Source organism: Dactylosporangium sp. NPDC051541, from assembly GCF_044454505.1.
In the GTDB taxonomy this organism is placed as follows: Bacteria; Actinomycetota; Actinomycetes; order Mycobacteriales; family Micromonosporaceae; genus Dactylosporangium.
In genome coordinates, this window is sequence record NZ_JBITDU010000002.1 from 995,119 (window position 1) to 1,018,727 (window position 23,609).

At 75.3% G+C, this 23,609-nt stretch carries 1 protein-coding gene; it reads right to left on the minus strand.

Annotation, left to right across the window (positions count from 1 at the left end; translation table 11 throughout):
• Position 1: 1 nt before the first annotated feature.
• A complete protein-coding gene (locus ACIA8L_RS12515; protein ID WP_395903513.1) occupies positions 2-23,581 on the minus strand; it encodes a type I polyketide synthase in 23,580 nt (7,859 codons plus the stop codon).
• Positions 23,582-23,609: the final 28 nt, after the last annotated feature.

The following is a 23,609-nucleotide window of genomic DNA, read 5'->3' on the forward strand; positions in this document are numbered from 1 at the left end:
TCTACCTTTCCGGCGCGATCGCGCGCCCGACCCACTGCCGGACCGCGTCCGCGGTCGTCCCGGCGTGGTGCTCCATCATCGTGAAGTGGTTCCCGGGCACGTCGAGGATCGTGTCCGCCTCCGACCAGGACGTCTGCCAGTCCTCGGGGCGGTACGGCCCGTCGGGGCCGGCCGCGACGATCGGCTCGGAGGAGCGCAGCAGCAGTGTCGGCGTGGCCGTCGACGCCGGCCGCCAGCCCGCGTACAGGTCGAAGTACCAGCTCATGGCGGTCAGCCGGGCCGAGTCGAGGTGGGTGAACAGTCCCTGCCGGTCGAACATGCCGTCGATGAGCTCGGCCTGGAACTTCGCGAGGGGCGAGTCCCCGGTCGCCGGGTAGGTGTCGAGCAGGACGACGCCGGCGGCCGGGCGGCCGGCCTCGCGCAGCCGGGCCGCGGCGGCGTGGGCGAGCAGGCCTCCGCCGGAGGAGCCGAGCAGCACCGCGGCGCGGTCGCCGACGCACTCGGCGACCAGCTCGGCCTGCATGCCGGTGACCGTCTCCGCGCTCACCGGCAGCCGCTCGCCGGCCCGGAACCCGGGCACCGACAGCGCCCAGACGTCGAAGCCTTCGCGGAACCCGGCGGCCAGGCGGGCGTACTGGTGCACGCCCGCGAGGGCGACGAACGAGCTGAAACACACCAGGACCGGCCGGTCGGCGGGGCCGGAGGCGAGCTTGACCGGCGGCAGCTCGCGGCCGAAGTCGGCGCGGGACTTGAACGTGGGGCGCAGGGCGGCGGCGCTGCGCAGCAGGGCGTAGCCCTGGTCGACCTGCCGGTTGCGGCACGCCGCGCGGAACAGCGCGCCGATGCCGTCCTCCCGCGCGCCGGCGGCGTCGTGCTCGTCGGGGCTGACCACGGGGGCGGCATCGGCGAGGTCGCCCAGTTCGGCCAGCAGGTGCGCGGCCAGCGCGGCGGGCGTCGGGTGGTCGAAAACCAGCGTGGGCGGTAGCCGCAGGCCGGTCGCGGCGCCGAGCCGGTTGCGCAGCTCGACCGCGGTCAGCGAGTCGAATCCGGTCTCCAGCAGGCTCTTGCCGGCCGGGACGGCGTCCGGGGTGGTGAAACCGAGCACGGTGGCGACCTGGGTGCGCACGGTGTCGAGCAGCAGCGCGTCCCGTTCGGCGGCGGCGAGGGCGGCCAGGCGGTCCCGCAGCGATGCGGGCGCGGCGGCGGTGCGGGCGGCGGCGGTGCGCCGGAGCGGACCGCGAACCAGGCCCCGCAGGACCGGTGCCGCGGCGTCGCCGAGTTCCCGCAGTGCGGTGCCTTCGATCCGCAGCGGTACCGCAACCGCCGCCGCCCGGTCGACAGCCGCGTCGAACAGGGCCAGGCCGCGGGTGGTGTCGAGTGGCAGCAGGCCTCCGCGGGACATCCGGGCGATGTCGGCGTCCGTCAGCTCGCCGGTCATGCCACGGCCGGTCGACCACGGCCCCCAGGCGAGGGCGGTGGCGGGCCGGCCGCGGGTCTGCCGGTCGGCCGCCCAGGCGTCGAGGAACGCGTTGGCGGCGGCGTAGTTGGCCTGCCCGGCCCCGCCCATGAGGCCCGAGACCGAGGAGTACACGACGAACGCGGCGAGGTCCGTTCCGGCGGTGAGCGCGTCGAGGTGCCGCACGGCGTCCGCCTTCGGGCGCAGGACGGCGGCGAGCCGCTGCGGGTCGAGGGTGCCGACGGTGGCGTCGTCGAGGACGCCGGCGGTGTGCACGATCGCGGTCAGCGGGTGTTCGGCCGGGACCGCGGCGAGCAGCGCGGCGGTGGCGTCCCGGTCGGCGACGTCGCACGCGGCGACGGTGACGGTCGCACCGAGCGCCTCGAGCTCGGCCCGCAGCTCGCCCGCGCCGGCGGCGGCCGGTCCGCTCCGGCTGGCCAGCAGCAGCCGCCGGACGCCGCGGTGCGCGACGAGGTGGCGGGCGGTGTCGGCGCCGAGGCCGCCGGTGCCGCCGGTCACCAGGACGGTGCCGTCGGGCCGCCACGGTGCCGGCAGGGTGAGCACGACCTTGCCGACGTGGCGGGTCTGGCTGATGTAGCGGAAGGCGTCGCGGGCCCGGCGGACGTCGGACGCGGTGACGGGGAGCGGGTGGAGTACCCCCGCGTCGAACAGTGCGACGAGGTCGCGCAGCATGGCGCCGATGCGCGCGGGCCCGGCCTCGATGAGGTCGAACGCGCGGTAGCGCACGCCCGGGTGCGCGGCGGCGACCGCGTCGGCGTCGCGCACGTCGGTCTTGCCCATCTCCAGGAAGTGCCCGCCCCGCGGGAGCAGGCGCAGCGACGCGTCGACGTAGTCGCGGGCGAGCGCGTTGAGGACGAGGTCGACGCCCTCCCCCGCGCTGCGCTCGCGGAACGTCGCCTCGAAGTCCAGGGTGCGGGAGGAGGCGAGCCGGTCGGCGGCCACGCCCAGGCCGCGCACGACGTCCCACTTGCCGGTGCTCGCGGTGGCGTAGACCTCGGCGCCGAGGTGGCGGGCCAGCTGCACGGCGGCCATGCCCACGCCGCCGGCGGCCGCGTGGACGAGCACCCGCTGCCCGGCGCGCAGGTCGCCGAGCTCGACGAGGGCGTAGTAGGCGGTGAGGAACACCAGCGGCACCGAGGCCGCCTGCGCGTCGGACCAACCGGCGGGCACGGCGATCACCATGCGGTGGTCGGCGACGGCGATGGGCCCGAACGCGCCCGGGAACATGCCCATGACCCGGTCGCCGACCGCGAACCCGGCGACGTCCGGGCCGACCTCGGTGACGACGCCGACGCCCTCCTGGCCGAGCGCGCCGGCCTCGCCCGGGTACATGCCGAGGGCGTTGAGGACGTCGCGGAAGTTGACGCCGGCCGCCCGGACCCGCAGCCGCAGCTGGCCCGGGCGCAGCGGCCCGGTGACGTCGGTGACCGGCAGCAGCTCCAGGGACTCCAGCGTCCCCTGGGCGCCGACGGCGAGCCGCCACGCGTCCGCACCGGCCGGTGGGTCCAGTTCATCGAGTCCGCCCGCCGGGGCCAGGCGCGGGATGCGGGCCGAGCCGTGCTGGAGGAGTACCTCGTCCTCGCCGCTGTCCAGCACGGCCGGCAGGGCGGCCAGGGACTCGGGCGACGCGTCGAGGTCGACGAGGGCGAAGCGGCCCGGGTTCTCGGTCCGGGCGGACCGCACGAGGCCGCCGACGGCCGCGGCGGCCGGGTCGCGCACGTCGTCGCCGACGGCGCCCCGGGTGAGGAACACCAGGCGGGCGGCGGCGAACGCGGGTTCGGCGAGCCACTGCTGGACGGCGTCGAGCGCGCGGGCGGTCAGGGCGTGGACGTCCCCGCCGCGGCTGATGTGGAAGACCACCGGCGGGACCGGGGTGCCGGCCCGGGCGGCGGCCGCGAGTGCCCCGAGGTCGGCGTACGACTCGAGATGGACGCCGGCCGCATCGGCCGCCGCACCGAAGCCGAGCGGGTCCGCCCCGGCCACGGCCCAGCGCCGGGCTCCGGGTGCGGCCGGGGCGAGGCTCAGGGCCGGCCAGTCCAGACGCAGCAGATCCGGGGGAAGAGCGGCTTTCGACGGTACCGCCGCCAGCTCCCGAAGCGTCAGCGAGCCCACGGTGGCCACGGGCCGCCCGGCCGGGTCGGACACGGCGAGCGAGACGGCGTCGGCGCCGATGGTGCGCATGGTGACCCGCAGCCGGGTGGCCCCGGTCGCGTGCACGGTGACGCCGGTCCACGCGAACGGCAGCCGCCCCCGGTCGGTGCGCCCGAGCCCGGTGAACGCGACCGCGTGCAGCGCGGCGTCGAGCAGTGCCGGGTGGACGGCGAACCCGGCGGCGTCATCGTCGGCCGGCGCGGGTAGCTCCACCTCGGCACAGACGTCGTCACCGGCCCGCCAGACGGCCCGCAGGCCGCGGAACACCGGCCCGTAGCGGAAGCCGGACTCGGCCAGCCTTTCATAGAAGCCATCGAGGGGTACGGCCGCCGCGCCGGGTGGTGGCCAGGCGCCGGACTCGGGTGCGGGCGCGGCGGCTCCCAGCACACCGGTGGCGTGCGGCGTCCAGTCGCGCTCGTCGCCGGCCGGGCGGGCGTGCACGGTGAGCCGGCGACGGCCCGTCTCGTCGGCGGCGTCGGCGCGGACCTGCACCTCCACCGCGCCGTCGGCGGGCAGGACCAGCGGCGCGGCCAGGGTCAGCTCCTCGACGCCGGGGCAGCCGGTCTCCTCGCCGGCCCGCACCGCCATGTCCAGCAGCGCGGTGCCGGGGACGATCGCACCGCCGGGCAGGGCGTGGTCGGCCAGCCACGGGTGGGTGTGTAGCGACAGGCGGCCGGTGAACAGCAAGGTGTCCTCGTTGGCCAGGACGACGGCGGCACCGAGCAGCGGGTGTGCGGCCGCCGGGCGGGGCCAGTAGCGGCGGCGCTGGAACGGGTAGGTCGGCAGGTCGGCCGGGACCACTCCGGCCGGGGCCAGCGCCGCCCGCAGGCCCGTCCCGGCGCCGGCGACGACGAGGTGGGCCAGGCCGCGCAGGTACGCCTCGGCCTCGGGCCGGTCCCGCCGGGACAGCGCGACCCGCAGCGCCTCAGCGGGCAGGCTTTCCGCGGCCATCGCGGTGAGGACGGCATCGGGGCCGCATTCGACGAAACGGGTGTACCCGGCGTCGTGCAGCGCGGTGACACCGTCGGCGAAGCGCACCGCCGCGCGCACGTGCCGCACCCAGTACCGCGGTTCGGTGAGGTCGGCGGCCGTGGCGAGCGCACCGCTGACGTTGCTCACCACCGGTATCCGCGGCGGCGCGTAGGTGACGGCTTCGGCGGCCCGGCCGAACTCGGCGAGCATGCCGTCCATCCGCGGCGAATGGAAGGCGTGACTGACCCGCAGCCGCCGGACCCGCCGGCCCGCGGCCACGAAGTGGGCGGCGATCCGTTCGACGCCGGCCTCGTCGCCGGAGACGACGACCGCGGCCGGCCCGTTGACCGCGGCGATGGCGACGGTGTCGTCGAGCTGTGCGGCGACCTCGGCCTCGCCGGCCTGGACGGCGGCCATGGCCCCGCCTCCGGGCAGCGCCTCCATGAGCGCGGCGCGGGCGGTGACCAGGCGGCAGGCGTCGTCGAGGTCGAAGACGCCGGCGACGTGGGCGGCGACGATCTCGCCGATGGAGTGGCCGAGGACCGCGTCGGCGGCCAGGCCGGCCGACTCCGCGAGGCGGTAGAGGGCCAGCTCGAACGCGAACAGGGCGGGCTGGGTGTAGCCGGTGCGATGCAGCTCGGGTCCGCCCGCGAACGCGACCTCGCGCAGCGGACGGTCGAGGGTGGTGTCGAAGCGGGCGCAGGCGGCGTCGAACGCGGCGGCGAACACCGGGTGCCGGGCGTACAGCTCCCGGCCCATCCCGTCGCGCTGGGCGCCCTGCCCGGTGAACAGCACCGCGGTCCGCCCGGCCGGGGCGGCCTCGGCCCGCACGACGGCCGGGTGGCCGGCCCCGGTGGCGACGGCCTCCAGCGCGGCGGCGAACGTGTCCCGGCCGTCGGCGACGATGGCGGCCCGGTCGGGCAGCAGCGCCCGCGCGGTGGCGAGGGCGGCCGCGACGGCGCCGGGCGCCTCCTGCAGGTGTTCGGCGAGGGCCCGGGCCTGGGCCGCGAGCGCGTCCTCGCCCCGGCCGGACAGCACCCAGGCGAAGGGGCCGTCGGGCTGGGCGGCGGCCGGCGGTTCGGCGGCGGGCGCCTCTTCGAGAATGAGATGCGCGTTGGTACCGCTGATGCCGAACGCGGATACGCCGGCCCGACGAGGTGCGGCGCCGGGGCCGGTCCACTCGGCCGCGGCGGTGAGCAGCCGCACGTCGCCGGCGGACCAGTCCACGTGCCGCGACGGCGTGGCCGCGTGCAGGGTGGGCGGCAGCACCCGGTGGCGCAGCGCCAGCACCGCCTTGATCACCCCGGCGACACCGGCGGCGGCCTGGGTGTGGCCGATGTTCGACTTGACCGAGCCCAGCCACAGCGGCCGGTCGGGGTCGCGCTCCTGCCCGTAGGTGGCCAGCAGCGCCTGGGCCTCGATCGGGTCGCCGAGTGCGGTGCCGGTGCCGTGGGCCTCGAGCAGGTCGACGTCGGCCGGGCGCAGCCCGGCGGTGCCGAGGACCTGGCGGATGAGCCGCTGCTGGGCCGGGCCGTTGGGGGCGGTGAGCCCGTTGCTCGCGCCGTCCTGGTTGACGCCGCCGGCCCGGATGACCGCGTGGATGGTGTGGCCGTTACGCTGCGCGTCGCCGAGCCGCTCCAGCAGGACCAGGCCGGCGCCCTCGCCCCAGTTGGTGCCGTCGGCGTCGGCGGAGAACGCCTTGCAGCGACCGTCGGCGGCGAGGCCCCGCTGGCGGCTGAAGGCGATGAACGAGCCGGGCGTGGTCATGACCGTCACGCCGCCGGCGAGGGCCAGCTCGCACTCGCCGTTGCGCAGTGCCTGGGCCGCCCAGTGCATGGCGACCAGCGACGAGGAGCAGGCGGTGTCGACGGTGACCGCCGGGCCCTCCAGGCCCAGCGTGTAGGAGATCCGGCCGGACATGACGGCGGCGGTGTTGCCGGTGCCGACGTAGCCCTCGTCGAACGCGGACGCGGCGGCGAGGGTGGCGATGTAGTCCTGGCCGTTGGTGCCGGCGAAGACCCCGATGCGCCGGCCGCGCACGGCCGCCGGGTCGATGCCGGCCCGCTCGAACGCCTCCCACGCGACCTCGAGCAGCAGCCGCTGCTGCGGGTCCATGGTGAGCGCCTCGCGCGGCGAGATGCCGAAGAACTGCGGGTCGAAGTCGGCGACGCCGTCGAGGAACGCCCCCTCGCGGACGTAGGAGGTGCCGGCGTGGTCCGGGTCGGGGTCGTAGAGCGCGGCGGTGTCCCAGTTGCGGTCGGTCGGGAACGGGGTGATCGCGTCGCCGCCGCCGACGACGAGGTCCCACAGCGCCTCGGGTGAGTCGACGCCGCCCGGGAACCGGCAGCTCATGCTGACGATGGCGATGGGCTCGTCGGTCCTGGCGCCGATGGCCTCCGCCACCGCCGGCGCGACGACCGCGGCGCCGCCGACCTCCCCGGCGAGATGCGCGGCGAGCGCGGTGGCGCTCGGATGGTCGAACAGCAGGGTCGCCGGCAGCTTGAGCCCGGTGGCGGTGTTGAGCCGGTTGCGGAGCTCGACGGCGGTGAGCGAGTCGAATCCCAGGTCACGGAAGGCCTGTTCGGCGTCGACGGCATCGGCGGTGGCGTGGCCGAGCGCGGCCGCCGCCTCGGCGCGTACGAGGTCCAGCAGGACCGCGGTCCGCTCCGCGAGGGCCAGCCCCGCGAGCCGCTCCCGTCGGCTGCCGGCCGCGGCGACGACGGCCGGGTCGTCGCCGGCGTTGAGGGCGGCGACCTCGGGCAGGTCGCCGAGCAGCGGGCTGGGCCGGCTGCCGGTGAACCCGGGCGCGAACTTGCCCCAGTCGACGTCGGCGACGGTCACGGACGCCTCGCCGAGCGCGAGCGCGCCGCGCAGGGCGGTGAGCGCCCGGGCCGGGTCGAGCACGCGCAGACCGCGGCGGCGCAGGAACTCCTCGGTCCCTTCCTCGGCCGTGACCATGCCACCGCCGCCCCACGGACCCCAGGCCACGGCGGTCGCCGCCCGCCCGGCCGCGCGCCGGCGCTGGGCGATCCCGTCGAGCACGGCGTTGGCGGCGGCGTAGGCGGCCTGCCCGCCACTGCCCCAGGTGGCCGAGATCGACGAGAACAGCACGAACGCGTCGAGGTCGAGCCCGGCGGTCAGCTCGTCGAGGTGGACGGCCCCGGCCGCCTTGGGGGCGTATACGGCCGCGAAGTCGGCCGCGGACATCCCGTCGAGGACCGCCGACTGGGGTACTCCGGCCGCGTGCACGACAACCCGCAGATCGGCCAGCCCGTCGAGCAGCCGGGCGACGGCCGCGCGGTCGGCGATGTCGCAGGCGGCGACGGTGACCCGCACACCGAGGGCGGTCAGCTCCGCGGTGAGCTCGGCCACGCCGGGCGCTTGACTGCCGCGGCGGCTGGTGAGCACCAGGTGTTCGGCTCCGAGCCCGGCCAGAGCCCGGGCGACGTGCGCGCCGAGCGCACCGGTGCCGCCGGTGACGAGCGCCGTGCCACTGGTCCGCCACTCCGTTCCGGCCGCAGGGGCGGGGGCGTGCACGAGCCGCCGCGCGAAGACCCCGGACGCGCGCACCGCGACCTGATCCTCCCCGCCGCCGAGCACTCCGGCGAGCCGGCGGACGGCCCGCTCGTCCGGGTCGGCCGGCAGGTCGACGAGCCCGCCCCAGCTGCGCGGATACTCGAGGGCCGCCGCCCGGCCGAGCCCCCACACACCGCTCTGCTCGGGATCGCGCAGCGGGTCGGACGGCCCGATGGATACGGCCCCGCTGGTCACGCACCACAGCGGCGCGGCGATCCCGAGTCCGGCCAGGACCTGGACGAGTTCGGCCGTCTCGGCGGCGGGGTTGGTGCTGCGCCGCTCACCGATGGCGAGCAGCGACACGATCCCGTCCACCGCGCCGATGCCCGGCCGGGCCAGGCGCGGATCGGCACCGCGATCCAGGGTCGTCACGGTGGCTCCGGCGGCCCGCAGCCCGTCGGCGACGCGCTCGAGGGCCGCGGTGGGTCCATCGTGCACGACCAGCCAGGTGCCGCTCAGCACGGCCGGGCGGTCATCACCGGGCCGCCACTGGATGCGATAGCGCCAGGCATCCACAGTGGACTGCTCACCCCGGCGCCGCCGCCAGTCGGCGAGCGCCGGCAGCACCGTCGTGAAGGCGTCAGCGTCGAGCCCCAGCGTTGCCCCGAGCGCGGTGGTGTCGGCCCGCTCGACGGCGTCCCAGAACCGCGCGTCGGCCGGGTCGGTGGTGCCGGCGGCCGCGGGATGCTCGATGGTCGGCCAGTACTGCTGCCGCTGGAACGGGTACGTCGGCAGCTCGACCACCGCCGCCTTCCCGAACACCTTGGTCCAGTCCGGCGACCATCCGCTCACGTGTGCCCGCGCGACGGCGGCCATGAGCGTCTCGGCCTCGTCGCGGTCCTTGCGCGCGACCGCGATCCCGTCCTCGACCAGCGCGGCGAGCACCCCGTCCGGGCCCAGCTCGAGGAATCGCGAGACGCCGGCCTGCCGAAGCGTCGACACCCCGTCGAAAAACCGGACGGTTTCCCGCACGTGCCGCACCCAGTAGTCCGGGTCCGTGAGGTCCGCACCCAGGTCGCCGGTCACGTTGGACACGATCGGGATCGAGGGTGCCCGCGCCGGCACCGACGCCACCACGGCTCGGAACTCGTCCAGCATCCCGTCCATGTGCGCGGAGTGGAACGCATGCGACACGTTCAGCCGCCGCGACTTCACCCCGAGCGCCGCCGCGACCAGCGCAACCGCCTCAGCATCGCCCGAGAGCACTACCGAGTCCGGCCCGTTCACGGCCGCGATCGACGCACCCTCGACCAGCGCCGCCCGCGCCGTGGCCTCGTCGGTCTGCACCGCGACCATCCACCCACCGGAGGACAGCGCCTGCATCAACCGACCGCGTGCCTCCACGATCCGGCACGCGCCATCCAAGTCCCACACACCCGCGACGTGCGCCGCGGCCAACTCTCCAATCGAATGCCCGAGCAGGTAGTCGGGGGTAAGACCCCACGACTCCAACAAGCGATATGTGGCTACTTCAAAGGCGAACAGTGCCGGCTGTGTCCACTGTGTCTGGTCAAAGGATACGACCGAGCGGAGACCCTCGATCCGATCACAGACCGAATCGTAACTCTCCGCGAACACCGGGAACGCTGCGTGAAGACGCCGGCCCATATCAGCCCGCTGCGCCCCCTGACCGGTGAAGAGCATCGCGGATCGCCCCTTGCGGACCTGACCGCGCACCACCGCCGAGCCCAGCCGTACCGCCCGGTGGTCGAACTGCGACCGGGTCGTGGCGAGCGAGAAGCCGAGGTCCACGCCGGCGCCGCCGATCGCGTCGAGCCGGGCCAGCTGCGCGTCGAGTGCGGCCGGCGTCCGCGCGGAGACGGGTAGCGGCACCACCGGCAGGTCGGCCGGGGATAGCTCCGGGTCAGGCGCCGGCGCCGGCTCCTCGAGGATGACGTGGGCGTTGGTGCCGCTCATGCCGAACGACGACACCGCGGCCCGGCGCGGTCGGCCGGTCTCGGGCCACGGCCGGGCCTCGGTGAGCAGCTCGACGTCGCCGGCGGCCCAGTCGACGTGCGGCGACGGCTCGGTGACGTGCAGGGTCGGCGGCAGGACGCCGTGGCGCATCGCCTGCACCATCTTGATGACGCCGCCGATGCCGGCGGCGGCCTGCGGGTGGCCGATGTTCGACTTGAGCGAGCCGAGCCACAGGGGCCGGCCGGGTTCGCGCTGCTGGCCGTAGGTGGCGAGGATCGCCTGGGCCTCGATCGGGTCCCCGAGGGGGGTACCGGTCCCGTGCGCCTCGACCGCGTCGACGTCGGCGGCGGCCAGGCCGGCCCCGGCCAGCGCCCGCCGGATGACGCGCTGCTGGGCCGGGCCGTTGGGCGCGGTGAGCCCGTTGGAGGCGCCGTCCTGGTTGACGGCGCTGCCGCGGACGATGGCGAGGACCCGGTGGCCGTTGCGGCGGGCGTCGCCGAGCCGTTCGAGCACGACCAGGCCGGCGCCCTCGGACCAGCTGGCGCCGTCGGCCGCGGCCGAGAAGGGCTTGCAGCGCCCGTCGGGGGCGAGGGCCCGCTGGCGGCTGTAGTCGATGAGCGAGACCGGGGTGGACATCACGGTGACGCCGCCGGCCAGGGCCAGGTTGCAGTCGCCGGCCCGCAGCGACTGGATGGCCCAGTGCAGCGCGACGAGCGACGAGGAGCAGGCGGTGTCGACGGACACCGCCGGGCCTTCGAGGCCGAGGGTGTAAGCGATGCGCCCGGACAGGACGCTGAAGGAGTTGCCGCTGCCGATGAGGCCCTCGGCCCGCTCTTTGGCCAGCATGAGCAGGCCGACGTAGTCCTGGTAGGTGACGCCGGCGAAGACGCCGGTGGGGCTGCCGCGCAGGGCCGCCGGGTCGAGTCCGGCGTGTTCGAGGGCCTCCCACGCGATCTCCAGCAGGATGCGGTGCTGGGGGTCCATGGCCAGGGCCTCGCGGGGCGAGATGCCGAAGAACGCGGGGTCGAAGTCGCCGGCGTCGTGCAGGAAGCCGCCGCCCCGCGCGTAGCAGGTGCCGGGCGCGTCGGGGTCCGGGTCGTAGAGCGCTTCGAGGTCCCAGCCGCGGTTGGCCGGGAAGCCGCTGATGGCGTCGCCGCCGGAGCGCACCAAATCCCACAGGTCGTCGGGGCTCTGGACCCCGCCGGGGAAGCGGCAGCTCAGGCCGACGATCGCGATGGGCTCGTCCACGGTGGCCGGGGCCGGGACCTCGGCCGGCCCGCCGTCCGGAGCGCCGAGCAGCTCGGCCCGGAGGTGCTCGGCGACGGCGGCCGGGGTGGGCCGGTCGAAGACCAGGGTGGCGGGCAGTCGCAGACCGGTCGCTTCGGTGAGGGCGTTGCGCAGCTCGACCGCGGTGAGCGAGTTGACGCCGAGGTTCTTGAACGGCTGATCGGCGTCGACCTCGCCGGGGTCGGCGTATCCGAGCACGCCCGCGGTCTGCGCGCGGACCAGGTCGGTGAGCAGGCGGAGCCCGTCGGCGTCGGTGAGCGCGGCGAGCCGTCCGCCGAGCCCGTCACCGGTCTCGGCGTCGCCGGCCGGTGCGGCGGTGGCGGCGGCCCGGCGCCGGGCGGGTGCGGCGGCGCCGCTGCCGGTGCGGGTGGTCTCGGCGGCGGGGGCCGGAGCACCGGTGGGCCGCAGGACGAGGGCGTCGGCGCTCGCGACGGGGGCGCCGGTGGGGTCGGTGAGCAGCAGGGCGACGGCGCCCGGGCGGCCGGCCGGGCGGAGGCGCACCCGCAGCCGGGTGGCGCCGGCGGCGTGCAGGGTGAAGCCGCTCCACGCGAACGGGAGCAGGTCGCCGTCGAGGCCGGGCAGGGCGCCGAGGGCGAGCGGGTGCAGGGCGGCGTCGAGCAGGGCGGGGCGCAGGCCGAAACCGTCGTCGCCGGGCTGGGCCGGGACCTCGACCTCGGCGTAGACCGCGCCGCCGCTCTTCCAGGCGGCGCGCAGGCCGCGGAATGCCGGCCCGTACGCGAACCCGACCTCGGCCCACCGTTCGTAGAGCTCGTCGACGGGGAGGGGTTCGGCCCCGGCCGGCGGCCATTGGGCGAGGGTGCCGGGGTCGTGGGCCGGGCCGCGGGTGAGGGTGCCGCGGGCGTGCCGGGTCCAGGTGCCGCCGCCGGCCCGGCTGAACAGGGCGACCGTGCGGGCGCCGGCGGTGTCGGCCGGGCCGACGGCGGCCTGGAGTTCCAGGGGGCCGTCCGCGGGTGTCGGCAGCGACGCCTCGACGATCAGCTCCTCGATCCGGTCGCAGCCCACCTCGTCGCCGGCGCGCACGGCCAGGTCGACCAGGACCGTGCCGGGGATGTAGGCGACGCCGTGGACGACGTGTTCGGCGAGCCACGGGTGGTTCCGCGGTGCGACCCGCCCGGTGAGCAGGACGCCGTCGCCACCGGCGACCGGGACGGCCGCGCCGAGCAGCGGGTGCTCGGTGGCCCGCAGGCCGAACGCGCCCGGATCGGAGGCGGCGGTCGTGGGCTCGATCCAGTACCGCTGCCGCTGGAACGGATACGTGGGCAGCTCGACCACGGCCGCGTTGCCGAACACCTTGGTCCAGTCCGGCGACCACCCGGTGACATGCGCCCGCGCGACGGCGGCCATGAGCGTCTCGGCCTCGTCCCGCCCCTTGCGCGCGACCGCAATACCGTCCTCGACCAGCGCGGCCAGCACCCCGTCCGGTCCCAGCTCCAGGAATCGCGAGACGCCGGCCTGCCGAAGCGTCGACACCCCGTCGAAAAACCGGACGGTGTCCCGAACCTGCCGCACCCAGTAATCCGGATCAGTGAAGTCCGCACGCAAGTCCCCGGTCACGTTGGACACCACCGGAATCGAAGGCGCCCGCGCCGGCACCGACGCGACAACGGCCCGGAACTCCTCGAGCATCCCGTCGATGTGCGCCGAGTGGAACGCATGCGACACGTTCAACCGCCGCGACTTCACCCCAAGGGCGGCCGCAACCGCCGCAACCGCCTCGGCATCACCAGTGAGCACCACCGAGTCCGGCCCATTCACCGCCGCGATCTCAGCACCGAGCGTCAACGCCGCCCGCGCCGTCGCCTCGTCGGTCTGCACCGCGACCATCCGCCCACCGACGGGCAGCGCCTGCATCAACCGACCCCGCGCCTCCACAATCCGGCACGCACCATCCAAATCCCACACCCCCGCGACATGCGCCGCGGCCAACTCTCCAATCGAATGCCCCAACACAAAGTCAGGCGCGAGACCCCACGACTCCAACAACCGAAAAACGGCTACCTCGAACGCGAACAGCGCCGGCTGTGTCCACTGTGTCTGGTCGAAGGATACCACCGAGCGGAGGCCCTCGATCCGATCGCACACCGAATCGTAACTCTCCGCGAACACCGGGAACGCCGCGTGAAGACGCCGCCCCATATCCGCCCGTTGCGCACCCTGACCGGTGAACAGCATCGCCGACAGACCCTCGCGAACCTGCCCGCGAAGCACCGCCGGGCCCAGCACGACTGCCCGGCGCTCCAGCTGGGTGCGGGTGGTGGCGAGGGAGAAGCCGAGGTCGACCGGGTCGGCGTCCAGCGCACGCACGAGGGCGATCTGCGCGTCCAAGGCGGCCGCGCTGCGGGCCGACACCGGCAACGGCACCGCGGGCAGCGGCACCCGGGCCGGCGGCAGTACGGCCGGCACTTGGGGAGCGCCCTCGAGGATGATGTGCGCGTTGGTCCCGCTGACCCCGAACGCCGACACCCCGGCCCGCCGCGGACGCCCGGTGTCCGGCCAGTCCCGGCCGGCGCTCAGCAGCGAAACGGCCCCCGCGGTCCAGTCCACCTTGGACGTCGGCGTGGTCGCGTGCAGCGTCTGCGGCAGCCGTCCGTGACGCAGCGCCATGACGGTCTTGATGACTCCGGCGACACCGGCCGCGGCCTGGGTGTGGCCGATGTTCGACTTGACCGAGCCCAGCCAGAGCGGCTCGGCGCGGTCCTGGCCGTAGGTCGCCAGCAGCGCCTGTGCCTCGATCGGGTCCCCGAGCGCGGTGCCCGTGCCGTGTGCCTCGACGGCGTCGACGGCGGCCGGTGTCAGCCCGGCATCGGCGAGCGCGGCCCGGATGACCCGCTGCTGCGCGGGACCGTTCGGGGCGGTGAGCCCGTTGGAGGCGCCGTCCTGGTTGACGGCGGTGCCCTTGACGACCGCGAGCACCGGGTGTCCGAGGCGCTCGGCGTCGCTGAGCCGCTCGACGAGCAGCAGGCCGACGCCCTCGCCCCAGCCGGTACCATCGGCGTCGTCGGCAAATGCCCGGCAACGACCCTGCGCGGCCAGTCCGCCCTGGCGGCTGAACTCCGCGAAGACGCCCGGCGTCGCCATCACGGTGACACCGCCGGCGACGGCCATGGTGCACTCGCCGCGGCGCAGGGCCTGCACGGCCAGGTGCAGGGCGACGAGCGACGACGAGCAGGCGGTGTCGACGGTCACGGCCGGCCCTTCGAGGCCGTACGTGTACGACAGCCGCCCGGACAGCACGCTGCCGGAGTTGCCGGTGAGCAGATGCCCGGCGAGCTCGTCGGGGACCGTGGTGAGGCCGGCGGCGTACCCGGAGGGCGACGCCCCGATGAACACCCCGGTGGCGCTGCCCCGCAGCCCGTCGGCGTCGACGCCGGCCCGCTCGAACAGCTCCCACGACGTCTCCAGGAGCAGCCGTTGCTGCGGGTCCATGGCGAGGGCCTCGCGCGGCGAGATGTTGAACAGCCCCGCATCGAACATCGCGGCCCCGTCGAGGAACCCGCCCTCGGTGGTGGTACTGCTACGCCCCGCACCATCCGGCCCGTACAGCCCGTCGATGTCCCAGCCGCGGTCCCCCGGCATCGCCGAGACCGCATCGGTGCCGTCGGCAACCAGCCGCCACAGATCCTCGGCCGAGCCGACCCCGCCCGGGAACCGGCAGCTCATAGCCACGATCGCGATCGGCTCGTCGGCGGCCGCGGCAGTTGCCGGGCCGGCCGCGACCGGCGAGGCCGCGCCGAACAGCGCATCCAGCACGTGCGCGGCGACCGCCCGCGCGGTGGGGTGGTCGAACACGAGGGTGGCCGGCAGCGTGAGCCCGGTAGCGGCGTTGAGCCGGTTGCGCAGCTCGACCGCGGTGAGCGAGTCGAAGCCGAGCTCGCGGAACGGCCGCGCCGCCTCGATGGCCCCGGTCCCGGTGTGCCGCAGCACAGCAGCCGCCTCGGCCTGAACCAGGTGCAGCAGCACGGCCGAGCGCTCGGCCGTGGCCATCGGGGCGAGCCGGTCCCGCAGCGCATTGCCGGCCCGCGGTTCGACCGCGCCGGGGTCGACCGATTCCAGGGAGTCGAGGTCGGCGAGCAGCGGGCTGGGCCGGGCCACCGTGAACGCCGGCCGGAACCGCCCCCAGTCGATGTCCGCGACGGCGACCACGGCCTCACGGCCACCGGCGGCACCGAACAGCGCGGCGAGCGCGGCCTCGGCCGGCATGGGTCGGATGCCGCGGCGCAGCAGACCGTCGCGCGCGATGGGGTCGGCCGCCATGCCCCGCTCGGCCCAGGCACCCCATTGCACGGCGGTGGCCGGGACCCCGGCACCACGCAGCTGCTGGGCGACGGCGTCGAGGACGGCGTTCCCGGCCGCGTACGCCGCCTGTCCCCCGCTCCCCCACACGGCCGCAATCGACGAGAACAGCACGAACGCATCGAGGTCCCGCCCGGCGAGCAGCGCCCCGAGGTGCCGGGCCCCGGCCGCCTTGCCCGCGTACACGGCGGCGAAGTCGGCGAGGCTCATATCGGGCAGCGGCTGCGACTGCGGCCGACCGGCGGCGTGCACGACGGCCCGGATCGGCGGCCCGTCCCGGTCGGCGGCGGCAACGAGCGCGGCGACGGCGTCCGGGTCAGCGAGGTCGCAGGACTCGATCGCGACGGCGGCACCGAGGGCGGTGAGCTCGTCGGCGAGTTCGGCGGCGCCCGGGGCGTCGGGGCCGCGGCGGCTGACCAGCAGCAGCCGCTCGGCCCCACGGGCGACAAGGGCACGGGCGAGCAGGCCGCCGAGCGCCCCGGTGCCGCCGGTGACGAGCGTGGTGCCGCGGGGCCGCCACTGGACGCCGTCGCGCGGGGCGGGCGCGGACTCCAGCCGCCGCACGGACGTGCCGCCGTGCCGGATCGCGAGCTGGTCCTCGTCCGAGACGAGCGCGGCCGCGAGCCGGCGGACGGCGTTGGTGTCGACGTCGGTGGGCAGGTCGATGAGGCCGCCCCAGCGGGTCGGCAGTTCGAGGCCGATGACCCGGCCCAGCCCCCAGACGGCGGACTGGTCGGGTGCGCGCAGCGGATCGGCGGGTCCGGTGGAGACGGCTCCGCTGGTCACCGTCCACAGTCGGGCGTCACTCGCCCCGTCGCCGTGGGCTTGGGCGAGCAGGAGCGTGGCCGCGGTACCGGCGGAAATTCCCGGCGTGTCCGGACGGGGGCGCTCGTCCAGCGCCAGCAGCGACAGAATGCCGGCCGCCCCGGCCAGCGCGAAGTCCTCGCGCCGCACGGTGGTGGCGTCGACGTGCACCACGCGCAGGTCGAGGCCCAGGGTGGCGAGCCCGTCGGCGACGGGCGGCACGGTGACGTCGTCGGGCAGCAGCAGGAGCCAGAGACCCGCGGGCCGGGGTGCGGTGCTCGGGGGCTGGGGTTTCCAGCTGATCCGGTACCGCCACCCGTCCGCCGCGGCCCGGATGCGCTCGTCGCGGTGCCAGGCGGCGAGCGCGGGCAGGAGGGGTTCGACGGCGGCGTGCTCGACGTGGAGGGCCGCGGCGAGCCCGGCGGCGTCGGCCCGCTCGACCGCGTCCCAGAACCGGTCGTCGCGGGTGGCGGCGGCGGTCCGGGGGGCCGGGGTGGGCCAGTAGCGCTCGTGCTGGAACGCGTATGTCGGCAGGTCGACGGTCCGAGGCCCGGGCCGGGCGAGCTCGGCCCGGCCACCGTCGGCCCACACCTGGGCGACGGCGGCGAGGAACCGCTCGGGTCCGCCGTCGTCGCGGCGCAGGGTGCCGGTGACGGTCGCCTCGACGCCGGCGTCCTCCAGCGTCGCCTGGACCGCGACGGACACGACGGGGTGGGGGCTGACCTCGACGAACGCCGTGTATCCGGCGGCCGCGAGGGATCGGATGGCGGGCTCGAAGGCGACGGTGTTGCGCAGGTTGGCGTACCAGTAGCCGGCCGATCCGACGACGGTGTCGCCCGAGCCTTCGACCGTCGAGTGGAACGCCACCGTGGCCGGACCTGGTGTGACCGGCGCGAGCACGTCGAGCAGGGTGTCGCGGATCGCCTCGACGTGCGCGCTGTGGGAGGCGTAGTCGACGTCGACGCGTCGGGTGCGCAGCCCGTCGGCGGTGCAGGCGGCGGCCAGGGCGTCGAGCGCGTCGGCGTCACCGGACACGACGACCGCGGCCGGCCCGTTGATCGCGGCGACACTGAGCCGCCCGTCCCCGCCGGCGATGCGCTCGCGCACGTCGGCCAGGGGCGCGGCGACGGACAGCATCCCGCCGCGGCCGGACAGGGCGAGCAGGGCCCGGCTGCGCAGGGCGACGACCCGGGCGGCGTCGTCGAGGCCGAGGACTCCGGCGATGTACGCGGCGGCGATCTCCCCCTGGCTGTGCCCGACGACGGCGTCGGGTTCGACGCCCCGGGAGCGCCACAGCGCGGCGAGGGACACCATGACGGCGAAGAGCACCGGCTGGACGACGTCGACCCGCTCCAGCGGCGGGGCCCCGGCCGCACCGCGCAGGACCGCGGTCAGCGACCAGCCGGTGTACGGGGCCAGAGCCTGCTCACAGGCGGCGATGTGCGCGGCGAAGGCGGGTTCGGTGTCGAGCAGGCCGAGGGCCATCCCGGCCCACTGCGAGCCCTGGCCGGGGAACAGGAACGCGACCTTGCCCGGCGGGCGGGCGCGGCCGGTGACGACGGCGGTGGTCGGGGTACCCCCGGCGAAGTCTTCGAGGGCCTGTCGCAGCGTGCCGGCGTCGGCACCGACGACGACGGCCCGGTGCTCGAGGGCGGCCCGCGTGGTGGCCAGGGCCCGCCCGACACCGGCGGCGTCGAGGTCATCGAGGCTGTGCAGACGGGCGGCCTGGGCTCGCAGCGCCGGTTCGCTGCGGGCCGAGAGCGGCCACGCGAGGGCGGCCGGCGGCTCGGCGGCCTCCGGCGCGGCGTCCGGCGCGGGCGCCTCCTCGAGGATGATGTGGGCGTTGGTGCCCGACACGCCGAACGAGGAGACGCCGGCCCGTCGCGGCCGATCGCCCGCGGGCCACGGGCGGGCCTCGGCGAGCAGCGACACGGCGCCGGCGGCCCAGTCCACGCGCGACGACGGCTCGGTGAGGTGGAGCGTCCTGGGCAGCGTCTCGTGCCGCAGCGCGAGGATCATCTTCATCAGCCCGGCGACACCGGCCGCGGCCTGGGTGTGGCCGATGTTCGACTTCACCGATCCGAGCCACAGCGGCTCATCCCGGTCCCGCCCGTAGGTGGCGAGCAGCGCCTGCGCCTCGATCGGATCACCGAGGCTCGTGCCGGTGCCGTGCGCCTCGACCGCGTCCACATCGGACGGCCGGAGCCCGGCATCGGCGAGCGCGGCCCGGATCACCCGCTGCTGCGATGGTCCGTTCGGCGCCGTCAGACCGTTGGAGGCGCCGTCCTGGTTGACCGCGCTGCCCCGCACCACGGCCAGCACCTGATGCCCCCGCCGCCGGGCGTCGTCGAGCCGCTCGAGCAGCAGCAGCCCGACGCCCTCACCCCAGCCGGTACCGTCGGCGTCGTCGGAGAACGCCTTGCACCGCCCGTCGACGGCGAGCCCTCGCTGCCGGCTGAACTCGATGAACAGTCCCGGCGTCGACATGACGGTGACGCCGCCGGCCACGGCCAGGCTCGACTCACCGCGGCGCAGTGACTGCACGGCCAGGTGCACGGCCACGAGGGACGCCGAGCAGGCCGTGTCGACGGTGATGGCGGGCCCTTCGAACCCGAACGAGTACGAGATGCGCCCGGACACCACACTCGCCGCGTTGCCGGTCCCCTGATACCCCTCGACGTTCTCGGCCCCGGCCGCGAGCACGGCCGGATAGTCCTGCCCGTTGGTGCCGACGAACACCCCGGTGGGGCTGCCCCGCAGCGCGCCGGGGTCGATGCCGGCGCGCTCGAACACCTCCCAGGCGGTCTCCAGCAGCAGCCGCTGCTGCGGGTCCATCGCGAGCGCCTCACGCGGCGACACCCCGAAGAACCCGGCATCGAACCCGCTGACGTCGTCCAGGAACCCACCGACCCGCGTGTACGACGTCCCGGCCCGGTCCGGATCGGGGTCGAACAGCCCGTCCAGATCCCATCCCCGGTCGGCGGGGAACGTCGTCAACCCGTCCCGCCCGTCGGCGAGCAGCCGCCAGAACTCTTCAGGATTCGTCACGCCGCCGGGGAACCGGCCCGCCATGGCGACGACGGCGATGGGCTCGTCAACAGCCGATTTCGCGGGGGTACTCCCAGAGGCCGCACCGCCACCGCCGAGCAGCTCACCAACCAGGTACCGAGCCAGTCCAACCGGCGTCGGGTAGTCGAACACGAGCGTGGCCGGCAGCCCGGTCCGGCCGGTCACAGCAGCGAGCGCGTTGCGGAACTCGACAGCGGTCAACGAGTCGAAGCCAAGATCCCGGAACGCCCGGTCGGCGCCGATGGCGTTCGAGTCCGCGTGCCCGAGGACGGCCGCGGCCCGCTCGCGGACGAGCCCGAGCAGGAACCCTTCCCGGTCCCCGACGGGCAACCCCCGAAGCCGCTCGGCCAGCCCGTTCGCAACCACCGGTGCGACGTCAGCCCGCGGCCGCAGCTCGTCGAGGAGCGGAGCGGCCCGGTTGGCCGTGAACACCGCCCCGAACCGATCCCAGTCGATGTCAGCGACGATCGGCGCCGCCTCGGCCCCGACGGCCAGCCGCTCCAGCGCCGCGACGGCCCGCTCGGCGGCCATGGGCCGGACCCCGCCGCGCCGATGCCGGGCCGCCACCTCGGCGTCGCCCGCCATCCCGTCGCCACCCCAGGTCCCCCAGGCGATGGCCACAGCCGGCCGCCCAGCCGCCCGCCGCTCCCGCACGATTCCATCGAGCGCCGAGTTGGCCGCCGCGTAGTTGGCCTGCCCAGCCGACCCGACCGCCCCCGCGAACGACGAGAACAGCACGAACGCATCCAGGTCCAGCCCACGCGTCGCCTCATCCAGATGACGGGCCCCGTCAACCTTGGCCGCCGCGACCAACCGCATCCGCTCAGCCGTGAGCCCTGCAATCACCCCGTCGTCGAGCACCCCCGCAAGATGCACCACCGAGTCCGGCCGAACCCGCTCCACCAGTGCGAACACCGCATCACGATCCGACACGTCACAGGCCGGCTCACTCCTGCGCCCGGCCACGACGACGTTCTCCGCCCCGTGATCGAGCAGCCACCGGGTCACGTGCCGCCCGAGCGCCCCCGACCCACCGGTGACCAGCACCGTCCCCCGCGGCCGCCACCGGCTCCCATCCGCGGCCGTCCGAAGCAACCGCCGCCCGTACGCGACCCCGTCCCGAATCCGCACCTGATCCTCAACCCCACCAACAACCCGGGCCAGGATCTCCAGGTCCTCCTCCGACGGATCAGCCGGCAGGTCGACGAGCCCGCCCCACAGATCCGGGTATTCGAGCGCGGCGACCCGGCCGAAGCCCCACACATCGTCCGAGCCGCCGCCTCGAGTCACACACCACAGCGGCCGCCCTTCGTGCCGCTGCACCGCCGCGAGCGCCTCTACCGCATCCCGAACCTCGACAACCACCCCATCGCCGGGCCCGGCCGGGAGGGTCAGCGGCACCCAGTCGATCCGGTAGAGCCATCCGTCGACCGGGTCCGCGCTGTTCTTGATGGTCGGCCAGTACCGCCGCCGCTGGAACGGATACGTGGGCAGCTCCACGACCCCCGCCGCCCCGAACACCTTCGCCCAGTCCGGTGCCCAGCCGAGGGTGTAGGCCCGGGCGACGGCCGCCATGAGCGTCTCCGCCTCGTCCCGCCCCTTGCGCGCAACCGCAATCCCGTCCGCGACGAGCGCGGCCAGCACCCCATCGGGCCCAACTTCCAGATACCGCGAGACACCGGCCTGCTCAAGGGTCGCCACCCCATCCGCAAAGCGAACGGTTTCCCGCACCTGCCGCACCCAGTAATCCGGGTCCGTGAAGTCCGCACGCAGATCCCCGGTCACATTGGACACAACCGGAATCGAAGGCGCCCGCGCCGGCACCGACGCCACCACAGCCCGGAACTCGTCCAACATCCCGTCCATATGCGCCGAATGGAACGCATGCGACACGTTCAACCGCCGCGCCTTGACCCCAAGCGCAGACGCAACCGCCGCAACGGCATCCGCGTCACCCGAGAGCACCACCGCGTCCGGCCCGTTCACGGCCGCGATCTCAACACCCTCGACCAACGCCGCCCGTGCCGTCGCCTCGTCGGTCTGCACCGCGACCATCCGCCCACCGACGGGCAGCGCCTGCATCAACCGACCCCGCGCCTCCACAATCCGGCAGGCGCCATCCAGATCCCACACCCCCGCGACATGCGCCGCGGCCAACTCCCCAATCGAATGCCCTAGTAGGTAATCGGGCGCAAGGCCCCACGACTCCAGCAACCGAAAAACGGCCACCTCAAAAGCGAACAACGCCGGCTGTGTCCACTGTGTCTGGTCAAAGGATACCACCGAGCGGAGACCCTCGATCCGATCACAGACCGAATCGTAACTCTCCGCAAACACCGGGAACGCCGCGTACAAACCGCGGCCCATCCCGGGACGCTGCGCCCCCTGACCGGTGAACAGCATCGCCGAACGGCCCTCGCGAACCTGCCCGCGCACCACTGTCGAACCCAGCAGCACCGCCCGCAGGTCGAACTGCGCGCGGGTGGTGGCGAGGGAGAACCCGACGTCCACCGGGTCGACGTCCACGGCCCGTACGGCGGCGACCTGCGCGTCGAGCGCGGCCGCCGTGTGCGCCGACACCGGCCACGGAGCCACGGGCAGCGCCGCCCGGTCCACCTCGGCCGGCTCGGCGGCCGGAGCCTCTTCGAGGATGATGTGGGCGTTCGTGCCGGAGATGCCGAACGACGACACACCGGCCCGGCGCGGGTGGTCGCCGGCCGGCCATCGCTGAGACGAGGTCAGCAGTTCGACGGCGCCGCCGGCCCAGTCGACGTGCGTGGACGGCCGGGTGACGTGCAGGGTCGCCGGGAGGGCGCCGGCGCGCATCGCGAGGACCATCTTCATGATGCCGGCGACGCCGGCGGCGGCCTGGGTGTGGCCGATGTTGGACTTGATCGAGCCGAGCCACAGCGGCCGGCCGGGTTCGCGGCCCTGGCCGTAGGTGGCCAGCAGCGCCTGCGCCTCGATCGGGTCGCCGAGGGCGGTGCCGGTGCCGTGGGCCTCGACGGCGTCGACCTCGGTGGCGGCGACGCCGGCGGTGCTCAGCGCGGCCCGGATGACCCGCTGCTGGGCCGGGCCGTTGGGGGCGGTGAGCCCGTTGGAGGCGCCGTCCTGGTTGACGGCGCTGCCCTTGACGACGGCAAGGATCGGGTGGCCGTGGCGCTGCGCGTCCGAGAGCCGCTCCAGCAGGAGCAGGCCGACGCCCTCGCCCCAGCCGGTGCCGTCGGCGTCGTCGGAGAACGCCTTGCAACGCCCGTCCGGGGCCAGGCCGCGCTGGCGGGCGAACTCGACGAAGACGCCCGGGGTGGCCATAACGGTGGCGCCGCCGGCGATGGCCAGGCCGCACTCACCGCGGCGCAGGGCGGTGGCGGCCAGGTGCAGCGCGACGAGCGACGCGGAGCACGCGGTGTCGACGGTGAGGGCGGGGCCCTCCAGGCCGAACGTGTAGGAGATGCGCCCGGACACGACGCTGGCCGCGTTCCCGGTGCCGAGATAGCCTTCGACGTTCTCCTCGGCCCGGGTGAGCAGGTTGAGGTACTCCTGCCCGTTCGTGCCGATGAACACCCCGGTCGCGCTGCCGCGCAGGCGCTTCGGGTCGAGGCCGGCCCGTTCGAACGTCTCCCAGGCCGTCTCCAGCAGGAGCCGCTGCTGCGGGTCCATGGCGAGCGCCTCGCGCGGTGAGACGCCGAACAGGTCCGCGTCGAAGTCGGCGACCCCGTCGAGGAAGCCGCCGACGCGGGTGTAGGTGGTGCCGGGCCGGTCCGGGTCGTCGTCGAAGAGTGCGCCCAGGTCCCACCCGCGGTCGTCCGGGAACCCGCCGAGCGCGTCACCGCCGCCGGCGAGCAGCTCCCACAGCTGTTCGGGGCTCCGCACGCCACCGGGGAAGCGGCAGCCCATCGCCACGATCGCGATGGGCTCCTGCTGGGCGGTCTCGAGTGCGCGGAGGCGCTGGCGGGTCTGGGCGAGGTCACCGGTGACCCACTTCAGGTAGTCCCGGAGCTTGTCCTCATTCATGACAACCTCACCCGTGTGCCGGGCTCAC

What these genes read in the sequence shown, in the direction of transcription:
- ACIA8L_RS12515 (WP_395903513.1), bottom strand. Translation starts at nt 23,581, where the DNA reads ATGAATGAGGACAAGCTCCGGGACTACCTGAAGTGGGTCACCGGTGAC.